This is a genomic window from Rhodopirellula maiorica SM1 (assembly GCF_000346295.1).
GTDB classification, from domain to species: Bacteria; Planctomycetota; Planctomycetia; order Pirellulales; family Pirellulaceae; genus Novipirellula; species Novipirellula maiorica.
Map to the genome: position 1 here is coordinate 1 of NZ_ANOG01000575.1, position 12,607 is coordinate 12,607.

Below are 12,607 nucleotides of genomic sequence, written 5' to 3' on the forward strand. Positions count from 1 at the left end.
CAGAAAAGTCTTTGAATATTGGTCGCACGCGGCTGCCTATCTACCGATGCGAGACTATCGGCAGAGCTTGATTGTCAAGCGACGCATTGCAGACGGCGAACAGCAGCATTGGTATATGCGTGACGAGCGGTTGATGGAATCGGTGCTGAAACGTATCACCGATGAAGGGCCTCTGATGGCCAAAGATTTTGTCGACAGCGGCAAGCGGACGGGAGCTTGGGGCAGCAAACCTGCCAAGCGAGCGTTGGAAACGTTGTTCATGATGGGCGACCTGATGATCGCTGGCCGACGTAACTTTCACAAGATCTACGATCTGACCGAACGCGTGTTGCCTGAGGGCACAAATACCACGATGCCGACGCTGGCCCAACATGTACGATTTTTAATCACACGTTTTTTGCAATCCAATGGACTTGGGCAGGCAGCGGAAATCGCGTATTTGCTGAAGAACATAAAACCCTTGGTGGCCAACGGTTTGCAGGAAATGGTCGCGAGCGGAGAGGTCAAGCCGATTGGTGTCGGCGACCACGTTTATTATGCATTACCGGATTCGCTCGAACTGCTAAACAAACCGCTGGCTCGCAGCAAACTCAAAATATTGTCGCCGTTCGACAACCTGGTGATTCAACGCAAACGCATGCAGACCTTGTTCGGGTTTGACTATTTGATTGAATGTTATGTCCCGAGTGCGAAACGTCGTTACGGCTATTTTTCGCTACCGATCTTGTGGGACGGAAAGCTAGTGGCACGTATGGATTGCAGAGCGGATCGCAAGGAATCGCTGCTCCATATTCTGCATTTGGCAACGGAGTCGAATCTCGACCGGCTCGACGCCTTCTTCATTGCCCTGCAAAAAGAACTCGTCGTTTTCGCGAAGTTCAACGATTGCAGTGAGTTGCGTTTGCACCGAACCTCGCCTGGCAAATGCAAGCCATTGCTACAGAAGGCGATCCACAGCCTGATGGATTGACTCGGTGTTCGGACTCTTTGTTGCCTCCCACACGTTTCGTGAATCCCTTTGCCGCCTCCCGAAGCGATGCATCCGACACAAGTGGCTTTCTGACGTGACGAGCACACGGAACGTATCCTGGTCGGGTTCGTGGTTGACGATCAACCCTTGCACGACTTGTGACGAATCAATCCTACGAGCATCTGTTGCGTGGCCGGACGATGAAGTAGCCTAGTTTGCGATTGGTGTTTCCAAAGTCCCCGGCCGGTCCCGTCATGCTCGGCCAGTCCCAGCATCATCGCGGCGGTGTGTTATTAACCTCGACTCCCCACCAGATAGGATTTCAGGCGAACTCCACGACTTCAGTGAATGAAACGGATGAAAAAGATTACGGTTGAGAATTACAAGCAGGATAAGTACTACGAGAAGGTCGTGCGGGCGATGGCAGCGGTGCTTGAGCGACAGGAAAACGTTTCGCCGATTGATGTGATGCTGCAGCTGCAGAGGTTGACGCCGAAACAAGTCGAGGATTGGCGGTTCGCTCGAATTGCGTATCTCGAACGCGTGGCAAGTCGGTGGGCTGGGGACGATGAATCGAATCCTTCGGTTGATGGGGTTTCATGCGCACGACTTAAACTTGATCCCATCGCAAACCGTTTATCGCAAGTGGGGCAAGGGCAAGCAGCGAATCACGTTACAGTTCTCAAAATCGGGAGAGCCGAAATTAGAGGCCGCCTGGTCGCGGCACTACACTTGCCCAAAACGCAGACGCGAACTCAAAAAGCTCAACACGTAGCGTATCAAGGTTGCCATGGATATCGCTAATGATCGCTTGTCCAATGCCATTGACTTTGGCGGCACGAGGTTGGCATCTGCCCTGTCGAGTGGCTTCCCGTTCTCATCGTGGCTGGCGTTTCCAACTACAATCTGCGGCTAGAAGCCACGGCCACTTGGCTCGTGACGATTGCTAAGCGAGGATCTCTGCATGGGGCAATCCAACGCGAAGTGCTTCGACTCCTTGCGGAGTGAACTGCGTGTCCGCGACGTCGATGTAATTCAGCGTCATGCCAACCAGCGTAGGTACCGACGCGTCGGTGACTTGAGTCCCGCACAGGTTGAGTCGAATGAGTTTAGGGAGCTCCGCAATCAGCTCGATCGCGCGATCCGAAATGCCAGTCTTCCAAAAACTGATCCCCTCGAGATTCGAAAGCGGCAGCAGCGCTTCGACGTCGGCATCGGAGACCTCCACTTGGTTGAAGTTGATATCAACGATGTCCTCGTTGGGAATCTTCTGCCGACTTCGAAAAGCTTCACCGAGGAACGTGAAGCGAACTCCTCGGTCGGTCAAGGCAATCAACGCGGCATCCATCGAATCTCTCCGTCGCGAATCATCGGGATCGGTAGCTCATCAAGAAGACAACGTCTCCTCAGCGAGCCTTACACGGCATTTGTGTAATCGCAAATATCGCAACTCCCATGCCATTTCTTACGAACGAATCTCGTCCTTCGACCATTGGCTCTCGCTCGCGAGCGGGTCTGGTGGATTTGATTTGTAGGTATTGGATGTAGGTGGATGTAGGGACGCTGCACTTTGAGGAGTCGATTGCGAACACCTCGGTCGCAGCGGGATCGGGCAACATGCTCTGTCTCCAGGCGGAGCAGTCATGGTATCGGCCCAACGTGTCCCACTTTCCGCCGACCGGGTTGCGAACCCATCTGGATAGACACCCGTCCTTCGATTGGCCATCAAAACTCTTTCTCTCTCCAAACGACCGTTAACGAAAACCTCTTATGACATCAGTAATTTGGATCCTCGAATCCGACATGTTTCCAACTTCACATGCGGCACTGCGACAAGCCATCACAAACACGGGCCACACCATCGTCGACTGCAAAGATGAATGGTGGTTGTATGAACCGCCTGAATTTAATTCGGAGACTCCCATCGTCTTTCACGGATCACTTGGTAGTGCCGCAGTGATCGAGATAAAGCGGATCTGGCATCCCGGATCGTTTTGTCCAGTGAACAATTTTTGTTGCACGGCGTGGTATCCAAAAGCGACTCGCTGGTTGCTTAACGAACGTTGGCTATGCATGCCCGCCAACGAGTTTGTCGCCCATGCCGCGGACATTGCCGCCGAGATTGGATGTGCCGAACAGGTCTTTGTCCGCCCGGACAGCCCACTGAAACCATTCAGCGGGCGAGTTCTCGATGTCGACTCGATCTCGCTCGAGGCCCTCGATTACGGTTTCTACTACGAAGACGATACGCTTCCGGTTGTGGTAGCACCCGTTGTCGACGTGGGGCGCGAGTGGCGGTTTGTTGTCGTCGAGGGCCACGTCGTTGCTGGAAGCGGCTACGACGCCGACACTCGGCGTGCGGCGGACGCGGGTGATGACACAGACGCCCGCGACTTGGCCGTACAGGTCGCATCGTCAATGCAGGCACCTGCGGCCGTTTATACATTAGATGTTTGCCAAGTTGGCGATGACTATCGTCTGATCGAACTAAATCCGTTTGGCGGAGCCGATTTGTACGATTGCAACGCGGTTGCCATTGTGAAGGCGGTATCGGATTACGCGACGAGAAGGAACCACTGATGATTAGCTAGGCATAAGTCTTTCCGTCTATTGGCCGCTTTGACGCTAGCGACTTGTTGATTTAATCGAAATGCAAATCGCATTGGTGAGCCGCGGGCCGTAAGGCACCGGGTAATGCGTGGCCCCCGGCCGCTCACGCGCGAGCGGCTCATTAAATCAACAGTCCGCTAGCGTCCAAACGCAACGCTGTGAAGCATTTTTTCGTCGCGAAACTCGCAGAAAGTTTCGGTTTTTCTGTCGTGCCCGAAAGTCTCTGCGACTTTCGCTACAGTATATTCTTGTTTTCCTTACAGCCGATAGGCGTCCGCACGGCGGATGCCGCTACGACTGTTTTTGGCTAGGATCGATGTAGTTGTTGATGATGGGATCCGCCGCACTTTGGATCAGTTCATCCGCACTGATTAACACTAATCGAAAGGCGAGAAGTGATCCTGCCTCCGCCCGACGATCGCGTTGGAGGATTGCATTCAGAATGCCAACGTCAACGATGCAGAATTGACGCCGATTCCTGTTGCTCCGTGGCAATCCAACGCCACATTCTCAGCTACGGAGACACACAGTTGCAACGGCCGCAATGGGCTGCACTTTGCTGGCTGAAACATGATCGCTTACTGAAACATCACCCACTGGCCAGTTCCGCTGCAAGTGCCATTTCCGATTTATTGCCGCCAAGTCAATCGCAATCGCAAGCTTTACCGCCATCCAAGCCGAATGTGGTCAGGCATCGAATTTACGACAAAATCGAAACTGTCATGGAAGTGTTTCGCTGCTCTTTTTGCTTGACTTCCGGACCATTTTTAGAAAATCTTCCGCGTTGACGAATCCCTCTCTTATAAGCTCTTCCTCTTCATCGTTGATGATCAGGATCGTTGGGACAAACTCCACCTTAAACTTCTCGATCAAGGGCGGTGCGTGCTTTGCATCCATGTCGATCCGCAGCGGAACGACGTCTTTCTTGAGCGCGTTTTGAACCGCATCGTCAGTCCAAACTTTCTTCTCCATGATCCGGCAGGGAACACACCAAGTGGCGGCGAACTCGATCAGCAGCGGTCGCTTGAGCTGTTTGGCCTTTTTCAGTGCACGCTTGTAGTCGGTGAACCATTTGACGTCGGCGGACTTGTCGGTGGCTGCACTGTCGGTGGCTGCACTGTCGGTGGCTGGTTCAGCAGGGTCGGAGTCGTCTTCGGTGGTGTTGGCAGCAGTTCGGCCGCGTTCGTTCGGCTTAGCAGCGGCTGAGTCGGCAGCCAACACTACCGGGATCTCCGGTTCGGTACCGCAAGAGGTACTCGTCCAGAGCATCCCGCTGCTCGCGAGGATAGCGACTGCGGACAGCGTTCGCAGCAAGGCTCTGCGATCCGGGTCGCCAGCGATCCATGGAACAGCCTCAATCGTTCCAGTTACCATTATTCTTTCTATGATCACGACCAATCCTCCTTGGGAAAACCGCGGCTCGATTCATCGATCCGCGATGATTTCATCACTCGACAATCAAAACTTGATGTACGCGTAGCCTTGATGTTGAAGATCGATGATCCTGGCGTAGGCTGCAGCGGCAAGTAGCACGTCGGGATGGACATCGGATTTCTCCCATCCTTCCTGCTGTCGGCGAACATCACACAGCTCGATGATCACGCCGGACTCTTTCAGCTCCGAAATCAACTGCGCATTCGGATTGCCGGTATCGACTCCCTTGACGCGGTTGAAGGCTTCGTCGGTCAAGACATGCGTGGAAGCTTTGCCGTGAACGACTGCGCGAATATCGAGCTTGTCACCTGCGATGCCCTTTTTAGCGTAGTAGCCTCGGAGATTTTTCATGTATAAAAACGCCTTGCCGACTCCGTCTTTCCATTCGTCCTGCGTTACTTGATACACGACCTTGATCGGTCCTTTATGTTCAAGCTGGATGACCGGGCGGTCGGCCGATTCAGACGAGGACGTTGGGGGCGCGGCGACCGATTGGGTGATGGTCGTGGCGAGGATGACGACGATCATCGTCAACGGACAAAGGATACGTCGGTTCATAAGAATGTTCCTTAAAACAGGGAGGTTGATTTTCGCTCGTCGTCGCGTCGAAACGGTGTCAGTTTTCGGTTGTGTCGGGTGATTGATCTTTCAGCTTGTGTTTCTGGCGAGCCTTTTGCCGCTCTTCGACAAAAGTCTGGAATTGCGAACGCAGTTGATCGCCCCGGACGACGCACTGCACGGGCGATTCGGAAAGGGCCGATTCAGAAAGGGTCATCTTCGCATCCGTCGACTTTGGCTCCGATGCGACTTCGGATTTCCCAGCGTGTTCCGGCTTGGCAAGGTACTCCCGGACCGCATCGTGCGTCGTTTCCTTCATCGTTTTCGTGGCCCGGCAACCCTTCACTCGATGGATCTGACTTTCCGGCTGTCCCGGTCGCGAACCGGCCGCCAACGTGTAGTCCTTGTCAGGTTCCACGGGATCACCATCGATCGTCAGACTGCGGAGTCGCTCGCCGGCCGCTGCGGTGGAATCAAATCGGACCTGCATATTCGTAGATGGCCGGGCGAGCCAACCGCCGTACAGCCGATCGGGATTAAATGAAAAGACGTTTTCAAATTCGCTTTCCCAATAGTCAATGAACTGTTGTCCTTTGACGATGCCCGTTTTTAGATCCAGATTGATCGGTAACCAATTCCACAGGTCCGCTTCGGTGATCGGGCCGGGAGCGGTGGGGGGTGAAAAGCGGTAACCGTTGCTCAGCCCGACATCGACATCGGCAGTCTCTTTCACGGCATTGGCGATCAAGCGATCCATCGACGATGTCATCACGTTGTAGCGTTCCAACCAAATATCGGTGTGACCAATCTCGCGGTTCATCCGCTCACGATGTGGGGCCAACTCCTCGTCAACGATCTTTTTGATTTGTTCGTCTTCGGGATACGCGTTCTCGCGCAGTTCAATCAATTCCCACTTACGATCAACCACTTTGCCGTCACGAACCGAGACGTCCATGACTCCGACCAGCGCACCGAAAGCGCCCGCTTCGACGACCCAGGCATCGCCCACCACAATCGGATCATACGTTCGCTCGTGTGTGTCCGCTGACAGATGGATGTCGACTCCTCGAAGCTTTTCCGTCAGTGGAACCGCTTTGTGCAACCCGATGTGGCTGATGAGGACCACGACATCCACTTCGTCATCTTCTCGCAACCCGTCGATCAGTGGCTGCAGTTCCTTGGCGGCGCTGAATTTCAATCCTTCGCTCATGAACGGAGGTTGTCGCGAGGGCACATCCGGATCCGTAAAGCCGACAAGTCCGACTTTGACGCCACCCATTTCTTTGACCAAGGTCGGCTGGAAAGTTCGCTCTCCCGAATCCTTGTCATAGATGTTCGCCGCGATCATTGGATAATTCACCTGATCACGAAGTGTGCGGAGCCGATCGGCACCATAGACCACCGACCAATTGCCGGGGATCGCCACATCGAAACCCAGTGCATTGAGCGGTCGAACCATGACTTCGCCTTCGGTCCATGCGGCCGGACCGCTGCCTTGAAACGTATCACCCCCATCGACTTTCAGGATGCCATGGGGGCGTTCATCGGCGAGTCGATCGAATGCCGTTTTGATTCGGCTGAGTCCGCCCGCTCGCATTTCTCGCTGCGCATCGTCGTTGTTCCAATACAGCTCGGGATGCGGTTCGAGTTGCGCGTGGATATCGTTGACGAATGCGATCGAAAACTTTTTCACGTTTTCCTCCGAGTTGCCGGCCGTGTTCGAATGGAGGTCGTCCGCAAGCACCACGCCTGCCATGGCGACGTACCCCAGCAAGTTGATGGCTGTGCCACGGATCATTTTCATCGTTGAGTTCCTTGCGTGAGTGCTGGTTAAAAGCCGACGAATCCAAATGTGTGATGCGACGCCGCTACGGACCCAAACGTCACTTGTCATCGGAGATACTAAGCCGTGCGAGTGGTTTCGCTGGCCTTGCCGGGACGCTCGGGCTTCACACTGTTGTAGCCGGCTGCGACCCAGGCATCCCATGAACCCGGTACGCTGCGGGCGTCGAAACCATGGGCTCGCAGCACACTTGTGCCCAAACTGGCTCGATAGCCGTTGCCGCAGTAGACGACGACCGGTTTGCTCTTGTCGACTTGATCTAACTTCTCGGGGATCTCGGGCAAGAACAGATACTGCGCACCGGGCAAGTGTCCCATGTCCCATTCCGCAGGCTGGCGCACGTCCAGCAGCGTCATCTCGTCGCTGGGAAAACGCTCGTGGACTTCATGAACCGTCATCGTCGGGTACGAGTCGAAGGCGCGGCCGGAATTGACCCACGCCTTCATGTCGCCCTTCAGCCCCGTGGTCACGTTGGTCAATCCGACGCGAGCCAGCCAGTCGACCGGATCCTTGAAATTGCCTTGAGCAGGTTTGAGCATCGCAATCGGCTTGTCGGGATCCAGCATCCAACCACCCCACATCGAGATCACTTCGTTGTAACCAATGTTCATCGCTCCGCGGATGTGTCCGCCAGCGAAAGAGTGCATCGACCGCGTGTCCAGGAGCTGGACTTCGCCGGAATGAACCAGCTGTTCAAATTTGTCAGGTTTGACCAATTCGGGTTGCCGGTCCTCCGATAAAATCTCCGGCCCCGCCACGTTGATCTCTTTCATGCGTGGCCAGTAGTAGGGTACTGGCGGCTGAGCTTCCAACAACGCTTCGATGAACACGTCCTCGTCCTTCATACGCCAGTAAGGATTCCCCTTGCGTTCCTGGGCCAAGGTCGGATCACCTTCGGGTGCCTTAATGCCGGCACCGCAGGGTGAACCGGGACCGTGAGCCGGATAGATTTGAAGCTCGCCGGGGAGCTGCGTAAACGCGTTCTGAACGCTGTGGTACAACGCTTTGGCAAGCGTGTCCGTATTCTGGACGCCCATCAGGTCGGGACGCCCCACGCTACCGACAAACAGAAAATCTCCCGTGAACAACGCCCAGCCCTCGCCACCCGACGAAGCCAGATAGGACATGTGCTCGGGCGTGTGTCCCGGTGTATGAATGCCGCGCAGTCGGATGCTGCCCACCTTCACTTCGTCCCCATCGCGAAGTGGGCGATCGATTTCAAAGGCGTAACCGGGGTCCCCTTCAATGCTAGCGGCAATTTTCGCGGTGCCCGACTGTTTTGCCAATTGTCGTGATCCGGAAACAAAGTCCGCGTGTACATGAGTTTCGATCGCGTGCGTGATCTTCATTCCGTGCTGTTTCGCCAAATCCAAATAAACCTGTACGTCACGGCGTGGGTCGATGACGACGGCGACGCCCGCATTTTTGTCACCAAGGAAATACGAGTAATGCGACAATCCGCCGGCCTCGATCGTTTCCAGCACGATGTTGCTAGGTGGTTTCGTGGCGGTTGGCTTCTCGGCGGCCTTGACGACCGACGCCAGAGCTGGAATGAAAGCCGCCCCAAGCCCAAGGGCGCCAGAGTGCTGCAGGATTTCGCGGCGGTTAAACGTGGTCATGGTCGGGTGCTCCAGGAAAGGGAATTGGATCAATCGATCGGGGCGACGATGGAATTTGCCAAAGTTGGAAAGAATGCAAATTCAGCGCCAACCTTGGGCAAATCAACAACGCTCAGCGATTCCCAGGAGCAATGGGTGACCGAAAGATACATCCGTCAGAAGAAAGAGGGTGGGGATGTGGACGCAACGAGAAAAGTCGATCGACGAACTGATGTTTTTCACCGGCTGGTCGGAAACGCGGTCGTCGCGTCGATTTGCATCAGAAGCTTGATCGTAGTCGATTCACGCTGGTCGATTTAAGATCGTCAAATACGACGCCCAAGGTCTCCAGATCCGGCTGCTGCGAACGGTGTTCGTCAAACCAAAACTGTCCAATCAGCGTCGGTCAAACGACTGACACTGATTGGAAACGGCAAAGCACTTTGCTAGGTGAAATATGAAATGCCCGGTGCAGCTGGGCGCTGATACTGATACTCTGCAATAAGCCGACGTCCACTTTGCCAGCGACGGCGACGCAAGATACAAGCAACGATGGGACACGCTTGCAGATGGGTACAGCATGGTTGCCCCTTTGTTTTCTTAGTCCCACCACAAAGTTGGCTGGGGGGTTTTGCTTGCCAATCTTTTACGGAGCCACTTGGTGTAGTTCACCTCATCATCTTGCGGCGGACACAACGTCATCAGTTCACGCATCAAAGTTTCAGGATCTTCCGGTGCAGATTGAAAACGTGGTTCGAGGCCGTCCTGACTGACGCTGACTAAGCGATAGGGATAGCGGTCATTGAGATCCATCAGCCACGCCAACATCAGCTCGTGATGAATTCCATAATTGATGCCATCCGTTCCAAACGCCGTAAAGACTTCAAACATGTTAGTGGTCGGCAGTAGATAAACTCGCTCTTTCAACAAGCTTCGTGAGATGAAAACGTTGTTTGGCAGAAACTCATCTTGCAGCTTGAGCAATCTCGCATCCGTGACGTTAACGTTCTCCACCCAGAGAAATTGAGGTGTCTCATCCCATCGGCTCCACTCCATTGCCTTCAGTTTCTTGCGAACAGCTTCGGCGGTCGCTAAGAATTCATCCGTGGTCGCTGCACCAGCTAGCCGCTCTCGTGTCTTATCGGTGTGGAGCTGTTTCGCTTTTTTTCCGAAACGCTTTTTGGCAGTCGAAAGAATCGCCTTCTGTTCTTGTTGTCCACCGATGATCGATGGTGGAGGTGGTTTAGGTTTGCGTTTCTTCTTTCGAAGATTCTCTGGCGTATGAGATTCCAGAAAACGGTACGCTCCCGGTTTACCCAACAGCTTTGCTGAAAGATAGGGACTCTCGCCACGCTTATTCAATCGCGTTGGGTCGGCACCAAGATTCAGCAAAGTTTTCACGGACGGGATCGCATTTACCTCCGCCGCGACATGCAACGGTGTCATCTTGTCAAATGCTTCCGCGTGTAGGTCGAAGCCAGTATCAACGAGCATTTTGATGATAGCAGGTTGATTGCCCAAAGCCGCATTGTGCAGTGCTGTCATCGAAAGTGCGTCGAGACGGGACGTGTCGGCACCCGCAGCAAGTAAACAGCGAACTGCTTCGACATGCCCATGCAGCGCGGCCCATCCAAGTGCTGTCCGATCGATCGGTGCCACCGGATCGGCGAAGGTTTCCAGGCCCCCGTTCTCATACAAGTATCGAATGCCCTTCATCACCGGACGTTTGCTCTCCGTCCAATCGGACTGGTCTAGTTCCGTTCCTGCATCGATCAGGATTTGCAATACATCAACATTCCCTTGGATCGCCGCTAACGTGAGTGGAGTCCAGACGACACCGTATGTTGTCTGGACCGGAGTCGTAATGTCGAAGCCGTGATCAATTGCTTTTTGGACTGCCACTGCATCACCGCCGCAGATCCCTCTTGTTGCGAGATCCACCAATGCGGTGATGTCATTAAGATCGGGCTCCGGCAGCAATTGCAGCACTTCAGCGGTATGCGTGCCGCCAAGCGAAGCCAGCATTGCCGGCGTCCTTCCTTCGCTATCGACCGCCTGCGGATCTAATCCAGCTGCTAAGAGCAACGCAGCACATTTCGGGCTACCTGCAACCGCTGCGATGTGTAGCAGACTTCCCTCGTGGAACACTTCATACTTATCGTTTTTGGGAAAGTCACGTACGTGCCGCAACCGCGAATAGAGTGGGACGATACAGGTAAAAACGGCTTGGTGCCCCCCGACCCGCTGGTCAACCGACTGTCCTGTTTCGATCAATCGTTTTAGGACGCGTTCGTCATCCGCCACAATGGCGTAGATCACCGGAGGCGTCGTGTCAGCTAAATGACTCTGCGGTCCAAATCCGATATCCAGCAACCAGATCGCGATCTCGGTTTGTTGCGAGCAGATCGCTTGTCCCAGTGGACAACGACGAAATGTAAACTCGCTCGGTGCAGGACAGACCGCAAAAAGCTTCTCGGCGAGTTCACGTTCGCCAACCTCGCAAGCATGGACGAACGCATCTTGAAAACATTTACTTGTATCTGGACTCGCATCAACGATGATCCGATCGCCCCAGTCGTTCAATTCAGGATGGTCGATGCAATCCTTCAGCGCGTCGCTTCCCGTTCTTGGATCCGCGCCGCGACGAACCAAAATCTCCGCGATGTCGCCATTCGAGCTGCTCAATGCCAACGCCAACGGCCGCATGTAGGCAGGGCATTCTGCCGGACCGTTTGGCGAAACCCCTTTCTGCAGCCACTGTTCGACCTCGCCTGTCTTTCCTTCGTAAATCGCATCAGCCAACGCTTGATGTTCTTGATCTGGTGTCTTCATGCTTCGCTCTCTTGAATTGCAACGATGAGTCGCTTGCGCAAACATCGGATAGGCTCGCTCACCGTCTTGCAGAATATCGCTGGATCGGGTGCGAGGATATGCGACGTCGCTGACGCTCGACGTCTCCTGGCGATCACGCGATTACAAGAGCAGGATTATAGCATTTTGCAGAATGTCGTCGGGCGAGTTTTGAGTGGCAGCGGCTTCCAATCACAGTGTTCTTCTCAACTGAGGCTAGAAGCCGTCGCCGCATCGCTTTCGACGAACCCAAGATTTTTGAGAACACTCATCCGCACTGATTAACACTAATCGAAAGGCGAGGCTTGATCCCTCTGACACTTGGCGATCTCAAGTAGAAAATGCACTCTGAATGCTACTGCTGCGAACCGGATGACCGGGCACTTGTTTCACCACCGTTTCACCTTTGATTCACTCCACTGCGACTTTTGGTCGACACCAACGAACATACAGGCGTTAAACGTAATGACTCCCGTTTTTGCAGGATCATTTTTGAGTAGGGTTTCCGGCGTGTCTCGTTTCGCCTCAAAATAACAGCTCGTGAAGCGATCTCGATTGGTGCTGCCGAGATGGATCATGTACTTCGTCGTCGTGCGAAGGTTACATGCGATGATCCGATGGCCTTGCCCTGCCCGGGCCGCATTGCGAACCGGTGCATCACTGTAGAAGGCTGCGCCACCGGTTTCGCGTTCGCCCTTGAGGCATTTTCCTTCCAGCCGGCAGGCGATGACATTGATATCGGAT

General features: G+C 54.3%; 10 protein-coding genes. 3 read left to right on the forward strand and 7 right to left on the reverse strand.

Translation table 11 applies throughout. From position 1 onward, the window contains the following. On the forward strand, positions 1-970 hold a 970-nt coding region (locus RMSM_RS18290), incomplete at its 5' end, for a winged helix-turn-helix domain-containing protein (RefSeq protein ID WP_040767910.1). Positions 971-1,327: 357 nt separating this feature from the next. Continuing rightward, positions 1,328-1,774 carry a hypothetical protein gene (locus tag RMSM_RS18295; protein WP_144057756.1) on the forward strand — a complete coding sequence of 149 codons (447 nt, stop codon included), beginning with the start codon at positions 1,328-1,330 and terminating at the stop codon, positions 1,772-1,774. Positions 1,775-1,916: 142 nt separating this feature from the next. Here RMSM_RS18295 and RMSM_RS18300 read toward each other — a convergent pair whose 3' ends face one another. Next, positions 1,917-2,318, reverse strand: a complete 402-nt coding sequence (locus tag RMSM_RS18300) for a hypothetical protein (RefSeq protein WP_008699495.1) — start codon at positions 2,316-2,318, stop codon at positions 1,917-1,919. 422 nt (positions 2,319-2,740) lie between these two features. Here RMSM_RS18300 and RMSM_RS18305 point away from each other — a divergent pair, with 422 nt between their 5' ends. Further along, complete coding sequence (locus RMSM_RS18305) at positions 2,741-3,550, forward strand: ATP-grasp domain-containing protein (protein WP_008699497.1); 810 nt, start codon at positions 2,741-2,743, stop codon at positions 3,548-3,550. A gap of 750 nt (positions 3,551-4,300) precedes the next feature. Here the strand turns inward: RMSM_RS18305 and RMSM_RS18315 are convergent. The 6 genes from RMSM_RS18315 to RMSM_RS41060 form a co-directional block, all read right to left on the reverse strand. Then, positions 4,301-4,954, reverse strand: a complete 654-nt coding sequence (locus RMSM_RS18315) for a thioredoxin family protein (protein WP_040767913.1) — start codon at positions 4,952-4,954, stop codon at positions 4,301-4,303. Between the two features lie 84 nt (positions 4,955-5,038). Then, positions 5,039-5,572: a DsrE family protein gene (locus tag RMSM_RS37100; RefSeq protein WP_008699502.1), complete on the reverse strand. Its 534-nt coding sequence runs from the start codon at positions 5,570-5,572 to the stop codon at positions 5,039-5,041. A 58-nt stretch (positions 5,573-5,630) separates the two neighbouring features. Further along, positions 5,631-7,376: a bifunctional metallophosphatase/5'-nucleotidase gene (locus RMSM_RS18325; protein ID WP_008699505.1), complete on the reverse strand. Its 1,746-nt coding sequence runs from the start codon at positions 7,374-7,376 to the stop codon at positions 5,631-5,633. A 98-nt stretch (positions 7,377-7,474) separates the two neighbouring features. Next, positions 7,475-9,034: an MBL fold metallo-hydrolase gene (locus RMSM_RS18330; RefSeq protein ID WP_008699506.1), complete on the reverse strand. Its 1,560-nt coding sequence runs from the start codon at positions 9,032-9,034 to the stop codon at positions 7,475-7,477. 579 nt (positions 9,035-9,613) lie between these two features. Further along, positions 9,614-11,845 (reverse strand): ankyrin repeat domain-containing protein, encoded by a 2,232-nt coding sequence (locus tag RMSM_RS18340; protein ID WP_160168317.1) that lies wholly within the window; start codon positions 11,843-11,845, stop codon positions 9,614-9,616. 407 nt (positions 11,846-12,252) lie between these two features. Beyond that, positions 12,253-12,607, reverse strand: a 355-nt coding sequence (locus RMSM_RS41060) for a hypothetical protein (protein WP_040767917.1), incomplete at its 5' end; no start/stop codon positions are given.